This window comes from Amycolatopsis balhimycina FH 1894 (genome assembly GCF_000384295.1).
In the GTDB taxonomy this organism is placed as follows: Bacteria; Actinomycetota; Actinomycetes; order Mycobacteriales; family Pseudonocardiaceae; genus Amycolatopsis; species Amycolatopsis balhimycina.
Genome location: NZ_KB913037.1, coordinates 8,502,424 through 8,519,737 on the forward strand (window position 1 = coordinate 8,502,424; position 17,314 = coordinate 8,519,737).

The window sequence follows — 17,314 nt, forward strand, 5'->3', positions numbered from 1 at the left end:
CCCATCCTGCCCGTCACGCGGACCTGACCGGGGCGGGGCATACCCTCTGTGGCGTGTCCGCGACGAAATCCGACGCCCGGGCCGAGCGCCGGGCCAGTGTGCTTCCCCTGCTCGCGGTCGGGGTCCTGCTGGCCGCCGTCGTCGCGATCGGCCTGATCGCGCTCACCGGCGGGACCGGCTACGTCATCGCCGGCCTGCCCGATCCGGGGCTGGTCACGAAGTACGGCATCACCGTCATGCGCGTGCTGTCCGAGGCCGCGTCGGTGATCTGCGTCGGGTCGCTGCTGCTGGCCGGCTTCCTGGTGCCGCCGCAGAAGTCCGGCACGCTCGGGCCCGAGGGCTACGGCGCCCTGCGCGCGGCCGGGACCGCCGCCTGGGTGTGGTTCGCCGCCGCCCTGCTGTCGGTCGCCTTCACCGCCGCCGACACCGCCGGGAAGCCGTTCGGCGACGTCCTGGACCCGCAGACGCTGCTCGACCTCGTCGGCGCCATCGAACAGCCGAAGGCCTGGCTGTGGACGGCGCTGATCGCGATGCTCGTCGCCCTCGGCTGCCGGCTCGCGCTGTCCTGGGGCTGGACGGCGGTGCTGTTCGTCCTCGCCGTCGTGGGGCTCGTGCCGGTCGCGGTGACCGGGCACTCCGCCAGCGGCGGCTCGCACGACGTCGCCACCAACAGCCTGCTGTTCCACCTGGTCGCCGCGTCGCTGTGGGTCGGCGGGCTGATCGCGCTGCTGGCGCTCGGCTACCGGCGCGGGAACCACCTCAGCCTGGCCGCGCAGCGGTTTTCGAAGCTGGCGCTGGTCTGCTGGATCGTGATGGCGCTCTCCGGCGCGGTCAACGCGCTGGTCCGGATCGGCCTGAACGACCTGTTCACCACCGACTACGGCCTGCTCGTCGTCGCCAAGGCGGTCGGGTTGCTGCTGCTCGGGGTCTTCGGCCACCAGCAACGCCGGAAGGGCGTCGCCGACCTCGTCGACGGCAAGGGCGGCGGGCAGCTGCTGCGCCTGGCCGCGGTCGAGATCCTGATCATGTTCGTCACGATCGGCGTCGCCACCGGGCTGGCGAGGACGCCACCACCGGCCGACGCGGTCACCCAGCCCTCCACCACCGAGCTGCTGATCGGCTACGACCTCGACGGGGCGCCGACGGTGTGGCGGCTGCTCTTCGACACCCGCTTCGACCTGGTCTACGGGACGCTCGCGCTCGTCATGGGCGCGCTGTACCTGGCCGGGGTCCGGCGGCTGCTGCGCCGCGGTGACGACTGGCCGGTGGGCCGCACGGTCGCCTGGATCGTCGGCTGCGTGGTGCTGCTGCTCGCGACGTCGTCGGGCATCGGCCGGTACGCGCCCGCGATGTTCAGCGTCCACATGGGCAATCACATGCTCCTTTCGATGGTCGCGCCGGTGCTGTTCGTGCTCGGCGGCCCGGTGACGCTGGCGCTGCGGGCGCTGCCTGCCGTGGGCAAGGACGCCCCGCCCGGGCCGCGCGAGTGGCTCGTCGCCTTCGTGCACTCGCCGGTGTCGAGGTTCCTGACGCACCCGGTCGTCGCGCTGCTGCTGTTCGTCGGCTCGTTCTACGCGCTGTACTTCTCCGGCCTGTTCGACAACGCGCTGAGCTACCACTGGGCGCACCTGGTGATGAACGGGCACTTCCTGCTCGCCGGGTACGTCTTCTACTGGCCGGTGATCGGCGTCGACCCGGCGCCGCGGCGGATCCCGTACCTCGGCAGGCTCGGCATGATGTTCGCCGCGATGCCGTTCCACGCGTTCTTCGGCGTCATCCTGATGAGCAAGCAGACCGTGATCGGCCAGGCCTTCTACGGCCAGCTGCACCTGCCGTGGGTCACCGACCTGCTCACCGACCAGCGGCTCGGCGGCGGCATCGCCTGGGCCGCCGGCGAGCTCCCGGTGCTGCTCGTGCTGGTCGCGCTGCTGGTGCAGTGGGCGCGCCAGGACGAGCGCGACGCGAAGCGGCAGGACCGGCGGGAGGCGGCGACCGGCGACGAAGAGCTGAACGCCTACAACGCCATGCTGAAGAACCTGGCCGAGGGCAAGCGAGCCGACTGAGTCTCGACTTGTGGTTGAGGCTGAGACCGGGTCCCCGGATCACCGGAAAACGGCGGTTTCGGTACTGTCGCCGTGATCTCGGGCTGACATTCGGTAGTCCGACGGTGACCGGCGTCAAGTCGCGATCACACGCGCTCTACGATCGTGGGTATGGCCGAGTTCATCTACACCATGAAGAAGGTGCGCAAGACCGTCGGGGACAAGGTCATCCTCGACGACGTCAGCACCGCGTTCTACCCCGGCGCCAAGATCGGCGTGGTGGGGCCGAACGGTGCCGGTAAGTCCACCGTTCTCAAGATCATGGCGGGGATCGAGCAGGCCAGCAACGGCGAAGCGTTCCTCCAGCCCGGTGCGACCGTCGGCATCCTGATGCAGGAGCCGGAGCTCACCGAGGACAAGACGGTTCGCGAGAACGTCGAGGAGGGACTCGGCGAGATCAAGACCAAGCTCGACCGCTACAACGAGGTCCTCAAGCTGATGGAGACCGAGTACAGCGAAGAGCTGCTGGAGGAGATGGGGCAGCTCCAGGAGGAGCTGGACCACGCCGACGCCTGGGAGCTCGACTCGACCGTCGAGCAGGCGATGGACGCGCTGCGCTGCCCGCCGCCGGACGAAGGCGTCTCCCACCTTTCCGGTGGTGAGCGTCGCCGCGTCGCGCTGTGCAAGCTCCTGCTGTCCGCGCCCGACCTGCTGCTGCTCGACGAGCCCACCAACCACCTGGACGCCGAGAGTGTCCTGTGGCTGGAGCAGTTCCTCTCCCGCTACGCCGGCGCCGTCCTCGCCGTCACCCACGACCGGTACTTCCTGGACAACGTGGCCGAGTGGATCATGGAGATCGACCGCGGCCGCGTCGTCGGCTACGAGGGCAACTACTCGACGTACCTGGAGAAGAAGCGCGAGCGCCTCGAGGTCCAGGGCAAGAAGGACCAGAAGCTCGCGAAGCGCCTGAAGACCGAGCTCGAGTGGGTGCGGTCCAACGCCAAGGCCCGCCAGACGAAGTCCCGGTCGCGCCTCGACCGCTACGAGGAGATGGCGGCGGAGGCGGACAAGCACCGCAAGCTCGACTTCGAAGAGATCCAGATCCCGCCGGGCCCGCGGCTGGGCAGCGTCGTGGTCGAGGTCGAAAAGCTCAAGAAGGGGTTCGACGAGCGCGTCCTCATCGACGGTCTCTCGTTCGACCTGCCGCGCAACGGCATCGTCGGCGTGATCGGCCCGAACGGCGTCGGCAAGACCACGCTGTTCAAGACGATCGTCGGGCTCGAGGAGCCGGACGACGGCGTGGTCAAGATCGGCGAGACCGTCAAACTGTCCTATGTGGACCAGAACCGCGGCGGGATCGACCCGAAGAAGACCGTGTGGCAGGTCGTGTCCGACGAGCTGGACTACATCCACGTCGGCCAGACCGAAATGCCGTCGCGCGCGTACGTCAGCGCGTTCGGCTTCAAGGGCCCGGACCAGCAGAAGCCGGCGGGCGTGCTCTCCGGTGGTGAGCGCAACCGGCTCAACCTGGCGCTGACGCTCAAGCAGGGCGGGAACCTGATCCTGCTCGACGAGCCGACCAACGACCTGGACGTCGAGACGCTGGGCTCGCTGGAGAACGCGCTGGAGCAGTTCCCCGGCTGCGCCGTCGTGATCTCCCACGACCGGTGGTTCCTCGACCGGGTCGCGACGCACATCCTGGCCTGGGAAGGCACCGACGAGAACCCCGCTCAGTGGTTCTGGTTCGAGGGCAACTTCGAAGGGTACGAGAAGAACAAGGTGGAGCGGATGGGCGCCGAGGCTGCCCGCCCGCACCGTGTCACCCATCGCAAGCTGACCCGCGACTGAGGGGGCGGGTTTCCCCGTGGAAGCCAGCAAAGCGCACCGGACGGGCCCGCCTTCCCGAGTGGAGGGCGGGCGCTCCGTCAATGCCGGGGGAACCCTCTCCGCAGTCGGACGGCTGATCGAGCGGGCGGACGCCCTGCACCTGCGGGCGCCCGAGCTCGCGCTGGTCCTCGGCGAGCGCGCGGCCGCGTTGTCGGAAGCGGCCGGCGCGGACGAGCAGTGGATCCGGGCCGAGAGCCTGGTCGTGTCCGCGCGCGTCCGGCTGGGCGACCGGCCGGGCACGGTCGGTCGGGCGGTCGCGGCGTTGCGCGCGGCAGAGCACGCCGGCTACGGCGACATCGCCGCCCGGCTGCGCATCGACCTCGCCGTGTGCGCCCGCAGCCTGGGCGTGCCGCTGACCGGGCTGGCCGCGCTGCGGCCGGTCCTCACCGATCCCGTCGTCTCGCCGGTGCACCGCGCCGCCGCGCTGTGCCACCTGGTCGGCTGCCTGGCCCAGCTCGGCCGGAAGGCGGAGCTGGACCGGGTGCTCGTCGAGGCGGACAAGCTCGTCCTCGGCGACGACTCGCTGGGCGCCGACACCCAGCTGCTGGTGCGGGCGCTGCTGCGCGTCGGCACGGCCGCGCACCGGCGGCGTCACGGCGACCTCACCGCGGCGGCCGACGCCGCCCGGACCGGCCTCGGGTTCCTGGAGAAGCTCGACAACCCGGCCGACGACGGCGGGCTCGTCCGGATCCGGCTCGTGCTGTTGCTGGTGAGCACGCTGCTCGACCGCGGTGACACCGCAATGGCGTACGAAATCGCCGAGCCGGTGCTGGCCGAGCCCGTGCGGGCGGCCGGGGTCGCGCCGATGGGCTGGCTGCGGCTGGCCGTCGCGACCCGGATCCACCTGCCCGCCGGAGCCGGTGAAGCGGCGATCGAGCTGGTCCGCGAAGCCGTGGCGAGCACCGACCGGCACGGGCTGTGCGCGATCACCGCCCGGTTGTGGCTGGAGCTGGCGCAGCTGCAGGAGCGGTTCGGGCAGGCCGAAGAGGCCATCGCGTGCCTGTACCGGTCGCGCGCGGCCGAGCAGCTGCACACGCGGGCCCGGCGGCAGGCGTGCAATGTGCTGGCCGGCGAGTTCGGGACCGGGGAACCGGCCTCGGTCGACCTGGACGAGGTGCTGAAGGCGGTGCCGTCCGGGGCTTCGCCCCGAGCCGGGGGCTCCGCCACCCGGACCCCCGAAAGCAGCGTGCCGTCGCGGCCGGTCCCGGTCGTCGCGGCCGAGCCGGTCGCGCCGCCCGCCTCACCGCCGCCCACTCCGCCGCCCGCCCCACTGCCACCCGCCCCATTGCCGCCCAGCGCACTGCCGGCCGCCGCGCCGGCACCCGAAACCGCGCCGCGGACGCCCGCCTGGTCGTTCGGCCGCGAGGAGCCGCCGTCGCGATCGCAGCCGGCGCCCGCGTGGTCGTTCGAACGGCCGCGCGTGACGGCCGACGCGGCCGAGACGACGCTGATGCCGGCGGTGCGGGACGAACCCGCGCCCCCGTGGGTCCGGCCCCCGGAGCCCCGGGTGCGCCAGGAACCGGCGGTCGCGAGGCGCCGTCCGGAGCCGCCTCAGGCCCGGCAGCCCGTCGAGGAGCGTCCGGCACCCAAGCCGGAGCCCGAGGTGCGGCCGGCGCCGAAGCCGGAGCCCGCCGAGGTACGGCCCACGGGGAAGCGCAGCCGCGAGCCGGAGTTCTCACCCGAGCCCGTCGCGCGGCCCGCGCCGCCCGAACGCCGTCCTGACGCGGCCGAGGTGCGCCCGCCGGAACGCCGTCCCGAGCCGGAGCCCGCGCCGGGCAGCGAGATCGGCAAGACCAAGTTCTCCTGGGCGGCGCTGGCCGAAGCGCGGCTGCGGGAGACGGCCGCCGAACGCGAGTCGGCGCCCACGCGCATCACGCCGGCGCTGCCGCTCGCGCCCGAACCCGCCGCCGAGCGCGAGCCGTGGGCGCCGGAGGAGCGACGTCGCCGCGAGCCGCAGCCCTCGACCCGGCACGACGCCGAGCACGGCTCGGAGGCCGCCCGATCGGTGCTGGACCGCCTGGGCATCTCCGCTTCGGGCGGAGCGGGCGGGGGCCGTCGCCGGGCGGAGGACACCGAGCGGCCGCGGGCCGAGGAACCGGCCCGCCCCGAGCCGGAGCTCGCCCCGCCGCCGCGGCCGGAGGACCAGCCGCCGTCAGTGCCGGACTACCGCGACGAAGTCGAGCCCTGGCTGCCCCGGCTGCGCATGCCGCCGACGCTGGAGCCGATGGAGGACTTCGGCCACTGGACGCCGGCGACGGCACCGTTCCCGGAGAGCTACGCGCGAGCGATCTCCGAGGACGAGCCGCCGCCGGACGCCGGCCTCGCGGACCTGCTCGCCCGCGCCCTCGCCGAGCACCAGGCGGGCACGGCCAGCGCGGCCGCGCTGGTCAAGCAGCTGGGCTCGCAGGACACGGGCCGCCGCAACGGCCATGGCCGCAACGGGCACGGCGCGGAGGTCCCGGACTCGCGCCGCCGAGGTTCGGCCGACTGAAGCGGCGCCCGGACCGGGGCCCGACGGACGTCATGAACGAGTCGTTCACCTCGTCCGATGTCATGAACGAGTCGTTCATGACATCGGCCCGGCCACTCGGCGAGCCTTCTCCGGCCGGGCGGGCACCGGCGGGGTTCACCCCCATCGGTGTCCGGTCGGTGAGACAACCCGTTTCGTCGCCGACTCGCCGCGGCCCCGCGGCAGTGGGATCGGTCGCACTCCGACGTCGCCGACCGGCCGACAACGCTCGCCGAACGGCCCGCCGCCCTCCGGCGGCCCGGTCAGCTGAACCGATCACGTTGGCCCGACGTCGCGTAACGCCCGACGGGCACGGCTGGTCAGCGCCGCGCGCAGCCGCGAAACCGAACCCGTCAGTAGCTTGACCGATCACGCGAATCCGCTGCCCGGAAAGGGTTTTCGTACCTCGGGGAACCTCCGGGGCTTCGTGTGGAATGTCGGTGCCGCGCATTAGTGTGGGGTGGTCCGGTTCAACGCCGAGCCGGCGCGGTGCCACCTCACGCAAACTGGAGAGTTGCCTCAAATGAGCTCGACCGGAGTCTCGTCCCTACCCGGAACCGGAGCCGTCGCCGAACCCGAGTTCGGCACCCCGCGCTCCTCGGCCAGCCCGGAGCAGATCAGGGACGACCTGATCGACTCCGCCGCCGGGCTGGCGCCGGAGATCGGTGAGCTCATCCGGCTCTACTACCGGCACATCCCGCCCGAGGAGATCGTCGGCGACGAGGCGGTCAACCTGGTCGGCGCCGTCCGGTCACACCTGCAGCTGGCCAAGCACCGGATGCCCGGCCGCCCGGCCGTGCGGCTGCTGAACCCCACCGTCGCCGAAGACGGCTGGGCCCGCGAAGCCACCGTCGTGCAGGTCGTCACCGACGACATGCCGTACCTGGTCGACTCGATCGCCGCGGAGTTCGCCCGCGACGGTGTGCAGGTCCAGCGGATTGTTCACCCGATCGTGGTGGTCAGCCGCGACCTCACCGGCGAGCTCCTCGAGGTCCACCCCGAAGCGGACCCGGCCGAGCCGCCCGGCGGCGCGGCCGCCGAGTCGTGGATGTACATCGAGATCGACTTCGTCACCGACCGCAACCGCGCCCGTGAGCTCGACAACCGGCTCTCCAGCGTGCTGGGCGACGTCCGCGAGGTCGTCGAGGACGCCGAGAAGATGGCCCAGACGGCCTGCCAGCTGGCGAGCGAACTGGAGACCGACCCGCCGCGGCTGTCCGAGGAAGAGGTGGCCGAGGGCGCCCGCCTGCTGCGCTGGCTGGCCGACGGCCACTTCACGTTCCTCGGCTACCGCCGCTACGAGCTCATCGACAACCCGCACCCGGACTCGGACGAGCCGGTCCTGCGCGCGGTCCTGGCCTCCGGCCTCGGCGTGCTGCGTCAGGACAGCCTGGCCGCCCGCGGCCTGACCGCGGGCCCGGACACCGCCGCCACCGCGCTCGCGCCGACGCTGCTGGTGCTGACCCAGGCGAGCGCGCCCTCGACGGTGCACCGGCCGGTCTACCCGTACTACGTCGGCGTCAAGACCTTCGACGGCGAAGGCCACGTCACCGGCGAGCACCGCTTCCTCGGCATGTTCACCACGACCGCGCTGCACGAGAACGTCCTCGAAATCCCGGTGGTGTGCAAGCGGGTCCGCGAGGTCATCCACCGCGCCGGCTTCCCGATCGAGTCGTTCTCCGGCCAGCGGATGCTCGAGATCCTGCAGAACTGGCCGCGCGCCGACCTGTTCTCCGCCGACACCGACTCGCTGTACTCGACGACGACCGGCGCGATCACGCTGTCGGACCGCCGGCGGCTGCGGCTGTTCCTGCGCCGCGACCCGTACGGCCGCTTCTACTCCTGCCTCGTCTACCTCCCGCGCGACCGCTACACGACGCGTTCGCGGCTGGCGATGCAGGAAGTCCTGCTCGAAGAGCTCGAAGGCACCCAGCTCGAATACAGCGCGCGGATCGGCGAGACCGTGCTGGCGCAGGTGCACTTCGTCGTCCACACCGACCCGGCCCGCCGGCTCGAGCCGGACACGCTCAAGATCCAGGACCGGCTGAACGACGCCGTCCGCACCTGGGACGACCGGATGGTCGAAGCGGTCCTCGACGAACGCCGTGAGCGCGCCGACGGCGGGGTCGCGGTCGGGATCGTCGGCGAGGAGTCGGCGACCGAGCAGGGCCAGCGCTTCGCGATGGTGTTCCCCGAGGGCTACAAGGAGGACTTCACCGCCGAAGAGGCGCTGGCGGACCTCCGCTCGCTCGACTCGCTGGTCGACGAAGGCGACCTGGCGCTGTCGTTCTACGAGCCCGCCGACGCCGGGCCGTCGGAGCGCCGCTTCAAGCTCTACCTGCGTGGCGAGGGCGTGACACTGTCGAAGGTGCTCCCCGTGCTGCAGGCGATGGGCGTCGAGGTGGTCGACGAGCGGCCGTACGAGCTGCACCGCGAGGACGGCGGCGCCTGCTGGATCTACGACTTCGGCCTGCACGTCGACCAGAAGCTGCTCGACGAGTCGGACGACCAGGCCGTCGCCGAGCTGCGCGGCCGGTTCCAGGACGCCTTCGAAGCCGCGTGGCGGGGCGACGCCGAGGTCGACGGCCTCAACGGGCTCGTCCTGCGGGCCGGCCTCACCTGGCGCCAGGCCGCCGTGCTGCGGGCGTACTCGCGGTACCTGCGCCAGGCCGGCAGCGCGTTCTCCCAGGACTACATCCAGAACACGCTGCTGCACCACACCCAGATCGCCACCAAGCTCCTGCGCCTGTTCGAAGCCCGGTTCGACCCGCAGCTGTCCGGCGCCGACCGCGAGTCCGCGACCGAGGCCCTCTCCGCCGAGCTGAACGCGATGATCGACGAGGTCACCAGCCTCGACGAGGACCGCATCCTGCGCCGCCTGACGGCCGTCATCCGGGCTACCCTGCGGACGAACTACCACGTCACCGACGCCGACGGGAAGCCGCGGCCGTACCTGGCCATCAAGCTCGACCCGGCCGGCGTGCCCGACCTGCCCGAGCCGCGGCCGAAGTTCGAGATCTTCGTCTACTCGCCGCGCGTCGAGGGCGTGCACCTGCGGTTCGGCGAAGTCGCGCGCGGTGGCCTGCGCTGGTCGGACCGGCGGGAGGACTTCCGCACCGAGATCCTCGGCCTGGTCAAGGCGCAGGCGGTGAAGAACGCGGTGATCGTGCCGGTCGGCGCGAAGGGCGGCTTCGTCGTGAAGCGCCCGCCGGCCCCCAGCGGTGACGCGAGCATCGACCGCGACGCCCAGCTCACCGAGGGCATCGCCTGCTACCGGATGTTCATCTCCGGCCTGCTCGACCTGACCGACAACCGCATCGAGGGCAAGACCGTCCCCGCGCCCGGTGTCGTCCGGCACGACGCCGACGACTCCTACCTGGTCGTCGCGGCCGACAAGGGCACCGCGAAGTTCTCCGACATCGCGAACGAAATGTCGGCGAAGTACGGTTTCTGGCTCGGCGACGCCTTCGCGTCCGGTGGCTCGGTCGGCTACGACCACAAGGCCATGGGCATCACGGCGAAGGGTGCCTGGGAGAGCGTCAAGCGGCACTTCCGCGAGCTGGGCAAGGACACCCAGACCGAGGACTTCACCGTGGTCGGCATCGGCGACATGATGGGTGACGTCTTCGGCAACGGCATGCTGCTGTCCGAACACATCCGGCTGGTCGCCGCGTTCAACCACATGCACGTCTTCCTCGACCCGGACCCCGATGCCGCAGTGACGTACGCCGAGCGCCGACGGCTGTTCGACCTGCCGCGTTCTTCGTGGGACGACTACGACCGGTCGCTGATCAGCGAAGGCGGCGGGATCTACCCGCGCGCGGCGAAGTCGGTCCCGATCAGCCCGCAGGTCCGCGAAGCGCTCGGCCTCGACGAGAGCGTCACCGCGCTGGCGCCGATGGACCTCATCCAGGCCATCCTGCTGGCGCCGGTCGAGCTGCTGTGGAACGGCGGCATCGGCACCTACGTCAAGGCGGAGACCGAAAGCCACGGCGCCGCGGGCGACAAGGCCAACGACGCCATCCGCGTCGACGGCAAGCAGCTGCGCGTCAAGGTGTTCGGCGAGGGTGGCAACCTCGGCCTGACCCAGCTAGGCCGGATCGAGTTCGCGCGGGGCGGCGGCAAGATCAACACCGACGCGCTGGACAACTCGGCCGGCGTCGACTGCTCCGACCACGAGGTCAACATCAAGATCCTGCTCGACCACCTCGTCCAGACCGGCAAGCTGGAGCGCGAACAGCGCAACGAGCTGCTGGAGGAGATGACCGACGAGGTCGGCGCGCTCGTGCTCAAGGACAACTACCGGCAGAACGCCGTCCTCGGCGTCAGCCGGGCGCACGCCGCGCCGATGGTCTCGGTGCACGCGCGGCAGGTCCAGGCCCTGGTGTCGGCGGGCGCCTTCGACCGCAGGCTCGAAGCACTGCCGAGCAACTCGGAGTTCCGCGAGCTGGAGAAGGCGGGCAAGGGCCTCACCTCGCCGGAGCTGGCGACCCTGCTGGCGCACGTCAAGCTGGAGCTGAAGGACGAGCTGCTGGCCAGCGACCTGCCCGACTCGAAGGTGTTCGCGGAACGGCTGCCCGAGTACTTCCCGAAGCCACTGCGCGAGCGGTTCGCTTCGGCGATCGGGGAGCACCCGCTGAAGCGCCAGATCATCACCACGCTGGTCGCCAACGAGGTCGTCGACGGCGGCGGCATTTCGTTCGTCTACCGGCTGATGGAGGAGATGAACGCGACGGCGACCGACGCCGTGCGCGCGTACGCCGTGGTGACGCAGGTGTTCGACCTGCCTGCGCTGTGGCAGGAGATCGACGCGCTGGACAACGTCGTGCACACCGACGTCGCCGACGAGATGGTGCTGGAGACGCGGCGGCTGCTCGACCGGGCCGCGCGCTGGTTCCTCACCAACCGGCCGCAGCCGCTCGCGCTGCTGTCGGAGATCAAGCGCTTCGGCCGGGTGCTGAACGACCTCGTCCCGAAGATCGGCGATCTGCTCCGCGGCCGCGAGGCCGAGTCGGTGCAGAAGCACGTGGACGAACTGATCACCGCGAACGTGCCCGAGGGGCTCGCCCGGCGCGTGTCGCTGCTGCTGCACACCTTCGGCCTGCTCGACGTCACCGAGGTGGCCGAGCTCGCCGAGCAGCAGATCGGCGTGGACGCCACACACAGCCCAGCGGAGACGGCGGAGCTGTACTACGCGCTTTCGGACCACCTGGACATCGACAAGATGCTCACCGAGATCAGCAAGCTCGAACGCGGCAACCGCTGGCACGCCCTCGCCCGGCTTTCGCTGCGCGACGACGTCTACGGCTCGCTGCGGGCGATCACGCTGGACGCCCTGCGGCACAGCGATCCCGGCTCGTCCGGTGACGCCAAGATCGCCCAGTGGGAGAAGACGAACGCGTCCCGGCTGCAGCGGGCACGCGTCGCGCTCGACGAGATCACCAAGTCCGGCCGGCTCGACCTGGCGACGCTTTCGGTGGCGGCCCGCCAGATCCGGAGCACGGTGCGGTGACCTACGTTTCGCTGATCCGTCCACGGTGGACGGACATGGACGTCTACGGCCACATCAACCACGCGAAGATGGTGACGCTGCTCGAAGAGGCACGCATCCCGCTGCTGTTCGGTGCGGCCGTCGAGGCGGGGCTGGAACAGTTGCCGAAGGGCATCGTCGTGGTGCGGCTCGAGGTGGCGTACAAGGCGCCGATCGTGGTGTCCGGGCAGCAGCTGCGCGTCGACATCGACCTGACAGAGCTGCGCGCGGCGAGCTTCACGCTGACCTACCGGGTCCGCGGCGGCCCGTCCGCGGACGACCCGGTGGCAGTGACGGCGGAGACGGTGCTGGCGCCGTACGACACCGCCGCGCTGCGGCCGCGTAGGCTCAGCCCGGCCGAGTCGGAGTTTCTGAAGCAGGGGTTCGCGGATGCCTGAGTTGTTCGTGCCGGACGCGGCGGACCGGGAGACCCTCGGGGCGTTCGTCGCCCGCGCGGTCCGGCTGGACGGCCAGACGGCCGTCCGGCTGCGGCAGCGCGGCGACGGCGTGGTCGAGGCCTGGACGGCGACGCCGTTCGAGTGCCTGGCCACCCGCGCGGTGGCCGGTGACGTCACCCCCGGCGACGTCACGGTGTCCGGCAACGAGCTGCTCGCGGCGCTGACCGTGGCGGGCGGGCCCCGGATGGACCCGGGCCCGGCCCGCGACCTGCTGTGGCACGGCGAGCTGCCGCCGTCCGGCCGCTGGCCGCTGATCGACGAGCTCCCGGCACGGGTGGTGTCCGAGCTGGCGGACCGCGGCGTGACGCTGGCCAGGGACAACGCCGGCCCGCACGGCAATCCGCCGTCGTCGCTGATGGACCAGGCGGTGCTGACGGTGACCGGCGGCTCGGTCGAGGTCAAGGTCCAGATGCGGTGCCTGTTCGCGCTGTCCGGCATGGGTTTCGTGGACTCGGACGTCGACGGCGACGTGGTCCGCGTGACGGCGACGGACTCGTGGCTGCGCCTGGACGCGCGTTACGGAGCGATCATCCGGCGCCGCCACGCGCTGCTGCCCCTGCTGTTCTGACGAAGTGCTTACGGCGGTCACCGTTTTCCCCGAACGGTGGCACGCTGGAGTCATGACCCCGGACGAAGACCCGACAGCGGACTTCCTCGAGGAAGTCCGCGTTTCGGAGCCGCACTGGCGGCGCGACCGTCCGGCGGGCGAGCAGGCGCCGGAGCGCGCCGAAAGACCTGAGAGGTGGGGCCGCACGCGTGCGGCGGGCCGGGCGGCCGCCCAGGCGGCGCCCTACCTCCAGGCCGCGGCCTTGGTGGCGTGGCTGGCCAGCGGCGCCTTCGACGACGGTTCCGGTCCGGGCGACCAGTCCGGCTGAAAACGCGCCTCAGACCAGCCACGCGGCCGAATCCGCGGGCAGCTTGCCCTCCACCAGCGGACTGCTCGACAAAAGCACCTCACCCGGCGGCAGCGCGATGGGCGAAGCCGACGTGTTCAAAGCACAGACCAGCCCGCCCCCGCGCCGCCGGAACGCGAAACAGCCCGCGGGTGCCCCGTACCACTCCAGTTCGTCGCCGCCGAACGCCGGATGCGTCTTCCGCAGCTCGATGGCCTGCCGGTACAGCGAGAGCGTCGAATCCGGGTCCTCGATCTGCTTCTCCACCGTCAGCCCGGCCCACTCCGGCGGCATCGGCAGCCAGGTGCGCGGGTTCCGGGAGAACCCGAACGGCGGCAGGTCGCCCTCCCACGGCAGCGGCACCCGCGAAACGTCCCGCCCGAACTCCGCCCCGCTCGTCTTCGCGCGCGGGTCGGCCATGTCCGACGGTGACAGCTCGACGTTGGCCAAGCCCAGTTCCTCGCCGTTGTACAGGTACACCGCACCGGGCAGGGCCAGTTCCACCAGCGCCATCGCCCGCGCCCGGCGCACCCCGGAAGAACCGCCGCCGTAGCGGCTGACCTGCCGCCAGACGTCGTGGTTGCCCAGCGTCCACGTCGCCGGGGCGCCCGTGCCGGCCGGCACCGCCAGGGACCGCTCGATGGCCGTGCGCATCGCGTCGGCGTCGAAGTGGGTCAGCACCAGCCGGAAGTTGAACGCCAGGTGCAGCTCGTCGGGCCGCAGGTAGCGCGACAGCCGCTCCTCGTCGGTCACCCAGATCTCGCCGACCGCCATCGCGTCCGGGAACTCGTCGAGCACCTTGCGGATCATCTGGTGGATCTCGTGGACGTTGTCGTGGTCCCAGCGCGGGTCGTAGTAGTGGCTCGGCCCCAGCGCGTCCGCGCGCGGGTCCATGTCAGGCAGGCCGGGCGGCTTCGCCATGCCGTGCGCGACGTCGATGCGGAAGCCGTCGACCCCGCGTTCGAGCCAGAAGCGAAGGGTGCGTTCGAGGTCGGCTGCGACCTCCGGGTTGGCCCAGTTGAGGTCCGGCTGCTGCGGCGCGAACAGGTGCAGGTACCACTGGCCGTCCGGCACGCGCGTCCAGGCCGGGCCGCCGAACGCGCTGACCCAGTTGTTCGGCGGGTCCTCGCCCTTCGGCCCGACGCCGTCGCGGAAGATGTAGCGGTCGCGCTCCGGGCTGCCCGGCGCGGCCGCCATCGCCGACTTGAACCAGGCGTGCTGGTTGCTGGTGTGGTTGGGCACCACGTCCACGGTGACCTTGATGCCGCGCTTGTGCGCTTCGGTGAGCAGCACGTCGAAGTCACCAAGGGTGCCGAACATCGGGTCGACGTCGCGCGGGTCGGCGATGTCGTAGCCGTGGTCGGCCATGGGGGAGCGGTAGAACGGCGTCAGCCACAGCGCGTCGGCGCCCAGCAGCTCCAGGTAGCCGAGCCGGGAGTGGATGCCTTCCAGGTCCCCGACGCCGTCGCCGTCCGAATCGGCGAACGAGCGTACGTAGACCTGGTAGAAGACGGCGTCCTGCCACCAGGCTCGCTCACCCATCAGACGAAGCTGTTCATCATGCTGTGCGCGGCCATCTCCAAGTAGGCCCAGAGCTGTTGCCGGTAGGGCTCTTCGAGGTTCTCCTCGTCGACCGCGATCCGGATGCAGCGCAGCCAGGCGTCCCGCTCGATCGGCCCGATCTTGAACGGCGCGTGCCGCATCCGCAGCCGTGGGTGGCCGCGCTGGTCGGAGTAGGTGTGCGGGCCGCCCCAGTACTGCATGAGGAACAGCCGGAAGCGCTCCTCGGCCGGGCCGAGGTCTTCCTCGGGGTAGAGCGGGCGGAGGATCTCGTCACGCGCGACCTCTTCGTAGAACCGCCCGACGATCCGGCGGAATGTCGGTTCGCCGCCGATCGCTTCGTAGAGGTTCGCCGGTTCGCTCACTGCAGACACGCCTTCCATTTTGCCCTGGGGGTGCGGGTTCCCGATGCCCGGTCCCGCTCGCAGCCGGACGGTCGCGAACCCGTTTCCCAGCGTAACGACGTGGTGGACCGCTACTTCTCGACCGCCGGGGCCGAGGGCGGGAACAGCCGGCCGAGCGGCGGGTCGAAGCCCGCCTCCTCCAGCGCCGCCAGTAGCTGGGCCCGCAGCGCGCGCTGGACCGCCCACTGCTTACCCGGGCGCACCTTCACGGTCAGGCGCAGCTCGAGGCCTTCCGGGGTGACACTTTCCACACCCAGCATCTCCGGCGGCTCCAGGATGTGATCCTTCAGAGCCTCGCTTTCCGTGGCGGCCGAGGCCGCCTTGCCGAGCACCATCGTCGCGCGTTCGACGTCGGCCGTGTAACCGAGCGGGACGTCGACCACCGCGACCGCGAAGCCCTGGCTCGAGTTGCCGACCCGGAGGACCTCGCCGTTGCGGACGTACCAGACCGTGCCCTTGAGGTCACGTAGCGTGGTGATCCGCAGGCCGACGGCCTCGACGGTCCCGGTCGCCGCGCCGACGTCGACGATGTCGCCGACGCCGTACTGGTCCTCGACCATCATGAAGATGCCGGACAGGAAGTCCTTGACCAGGTTCTGCGCGCCGAACCCGATCGCGACGCCGATGATGCCCGCCGACGCGATGATCGGGCCCAGGTCGATGCCGAGCTCGCCCAGCACGAGGATGCACGCGAGGCCGTAGACCATGAACGTCGCCACCGACTTCATGACCGAGCCGATGGTCTGCGCGCGCTGGCGGCGCCGTTCGAAGACGGCCGAGCCGAGCACCTCGGGGGCGCGCTCACGCAGCGGGCGCAGCAAGGCCGGCAGCTTGCCGCCGGTCTTCGGGAACGTGGTGACCCGGTTGATCAGCCGCCTCAGCAGCAGCCGCGCGACGAACGCGATCACGACGATCATCAGGATCTTCAGCGGCTTGGTCAGCAGCCAGTTCGCCGAGCCCGCCAGCCACTCGTTGTTCGTCACCTTGTACACCTGGTAACAGAACGTGCTGGAGTCGCCGGTGCACGGCGTCTTGTCGGTCGTGAGCAGGGGAAGCACGGGGGTTCGCTGGTCCTTCCAAATCGGGTCTGTCACCCCAACCGCAAGTGGATGTTGGGTCGCGCTGATGTGACACGTCATGTAACACACGTGCGCTGGGGGGCTGTTCTGTGGTCGACTATGCCTACGCCCCTGGAGGTGGTCGAGTGCCAGACCGACAACCCAGCCCCCGCGGCGTCTCCGGCCAAGCCATGGCCGACGAGGCGCCAGAGGTGGTTCTGCGTGCCTATCCGGGGGGTTCCGCATCCGGCGGAACCGTCCCGGCCGGGCCGGGGACCCGCCCAGGGGGAGTGACCCGCCCGCCCGGACAGCGTAGTAGAGGCCGGGATCCGGCCGCCCCGGCCTGGGGCAGGCGCCGCGTGCTCCTGCTCAACGCCACTTTCGAGCCGCTGACCGCGCTGCCGCTGCGGCGCGCTGTCGTGCTCGTGATGTGTGGCAAGGCCGAAGTGGTGCACGGTGACCCCGGCGGGATCGAACTGCATTCGGCGAAGGTTTCGCTGCCGGTGCCTTCGGTGATCCGCCTCAGCACGTACGTGCGGGTACCTTATCGGGCCAAGGTGCCGCTCACGCGTGCCGGGCTCATGCACCGCGACCGGTACCGCTGCGCCTATTGCGGAGGGCGGGCCGAGACGATCGACCACGTCATCCCGCGCAGCCGGGGTGGGCCCCACAGCTGGACGAACTGCGTCGCCTGCTGCGCCAAGTGCAACCACCGCAAGGCGGACCGGCTGCTCTCGGAGATCGGCTGGCGGCTACGCGTCGTCCCGCGGGCCCCGCACGGACCGCATTGGCGGCTGCTCGCGCACTCCAAGGAGGCCGATCCGCTCTGGCGGCCGTATCTCGGCTCCGCCGCCTAGTTCCTCAGTGGGCCGGGTGGCGGAGCCCCCGGCTCGGGGCGAAGCCCCGGGCAATGCCGCCTAGGTCCTTCGGGCGTCCGGGTGGCGGAGCCCCGGACGGCAACCTCCGGACAAGC

11 protein-coding genes are annotated in these 17,314 nt (G+C 71.3%); 8 read left to right on the forward strand and 3 right to left on the reverse strand.

What is annotated here, in order from left to right; all coding sequences use genetic code 11:
• Positions 1-53 precede the first annotated feature (53 nt).
• The 7 genes from A3CE_RS0139100 (at position 54) to A3CE_RS0139130 (ending at position 13,301) form a co-directional block, all read left to right on the forward strand.
• Positions 54-2,063 carry a bifunctional copper resistance protein CopD/cytochrome c oxidase assembly protein gene (locus tag A3CE_RS0139100; protein WP_020645553.1) on the forward strand — a complete coding sequence of 670 codons (2,010 nt, stop codon included), beginning with the start codon at positions 54-56 and terminating at the stop codon, positions 2,061-2,063.
• Between the two features lie 150 nt (positions 2,064-2,213).
• On the forward strand, positions 2,214-3,890 hold the full coding sequence (ettA, locus tag A3CE_RS0139105) for an energy-dependent translational throttle protein EttA (protein WP_020645554.1): 1,677 nt from the start codon (positions 2,214-2,216) through the stop codon (positions 3,888-3,890).
• Between the two features lie 16 nt (positions 3,891-3,906).
• Positions 3,907-6,420 carry a hypothetical protein gene (locus A3CE_RS0139110; RefSeq protein ID WP_026469293.1) on the forward strand — a complete coding sequence of 838 codons (2,514 nt, stop codon included), beginning with the start codon at positions 3,907-3,909 and terminating at the stop codon, positions 6,418-6,420.
• A 541-nt stretch (positions 6,421-6,961) separates the two neighbouring features.
• The gene (locus A3CE_RS0139115; RefSeq protein ID WP_020645556.1) at positions 6,962-11,950 is read left to right on the forward strand and encodes an NAD-glutamate dehydrogenase; all 4,989 of its coding nucleotides are present in this window, start codon (positions 6,962-6,964) and stop codon (positions 11,948-11,950) included.
• Positions 11,947-12,366 carry an acyl-CoA thioesterase gene (locus A3CE_RS0139120; RefSeq protein WP_020645557.1) on the forward strand — a complete coding sequence of 140 codons (420 nt, stop codon included), beginning with the start codon at positions 11,947-11,949 and terminating at the stop codon, positions 12,364-12,366. The genes A3CE_RS0139115 and A3CE_RS0139120 overlap by 4 nt, the downstream gene beginning before the upstream one ends.
• The gene (locus A3CE_RS0139125) at positions 12,359-12,994 is read left to right on the forward strand and encodes a DUF8010 domain-containing protein (protein WP_026469294.1); all 636 of its coding nucleotides are present in this window, start codon (positions 12,359-12,361) and stop codon (positions 12,992-12,994) included. The genes A3CE_RS0139120 and A3CE_RS0139125 overlap by 8 nt, the downstream gene beginning before the upstream one ends.
• 52 nt (positions 12,995-13,046) lie before the next feature.
• Complete coding sequence (locus tag A3CE_RS0139130) at positions 13,047-13,301, forward strand: hypothetical protein (RefSeq protein WP_020645559.1); 255 nt, start codon at positions 13,047-13,049, stop codon at positions 13,299-13,301.
• A gap of 9 nt (positions 13,302-13,310) precedes the next feature.
• Here A3CE_RS0139130 and A3CE_RS0139135 read toward each other — a convergent pair whose 3' ends face one another.
• The 3 genes from A3CE_RS0139135 to A3CE_RS0139145 all read right to left on the reverse strand — a co-directional run bounded on the left by A3CE_RS0139135 (position 13,311) and on the right by A3CE_RS0139145 (position 16,341).
• The gene (locus A3CE_RS0139135; RefSeq protein ID WP_020645560.1) at positions 13,311-14,861 is read right to left on the reverse strand and encodes a glycoside hydrolase family 13 protein; all 1,551 of its coding nucleotides are present in this window, start codon (positions 14,859-14,861) and stop codon (positions 13,311-13,313) included.
• The gene (locus tag A3CE_RS0139140; protein ID WP_020645561.1) at positions 14,861-15,244 is read right to left on the reverse strand and encodes a globin; all 384 of its coding nucleotides are present in this window, start codon (positions 15,242-15,244) and stop codon (positions 14,861-14,863) included. Before A3CE_RS0139140 ends, A3CE_RS0139135 begins: the two co-directional genes overlap by 1 nt.
• Positions 15,245-15,354: 110 nt before the next feature.
• Positions 15,355-16,341: a mechanosensitive ion channel family protein gene (locus A3CE_RS0139145; RefSeq protein WP_020645562.1), complete on the reverse strand. Its 987-nt coding sequence runs from the start codon at positions 16,339-16,341 to the stop codon at positions 15,355-15,357.
• Between the two features lie 359 nt (positions 16,342-16,700).
• On the opposite strand from A3CE_RS0139145, the gene A3CE_RS0139150 reads away from it, so the two are divergent.
• Positions 16,701-17,198: an HNH endonuclease gene (locus A3CE_RS0139150; RefSeq protein WP_020645563.1), complete on the forward strand. Its 498-nt coding sequence runs from the start codon at positions 16,701-16,703 to the stop codon at positions 17,196-17,198.
• The last annotated feature ends 116 nt before the right edge of the window (positions 17,199-17,314 follow it).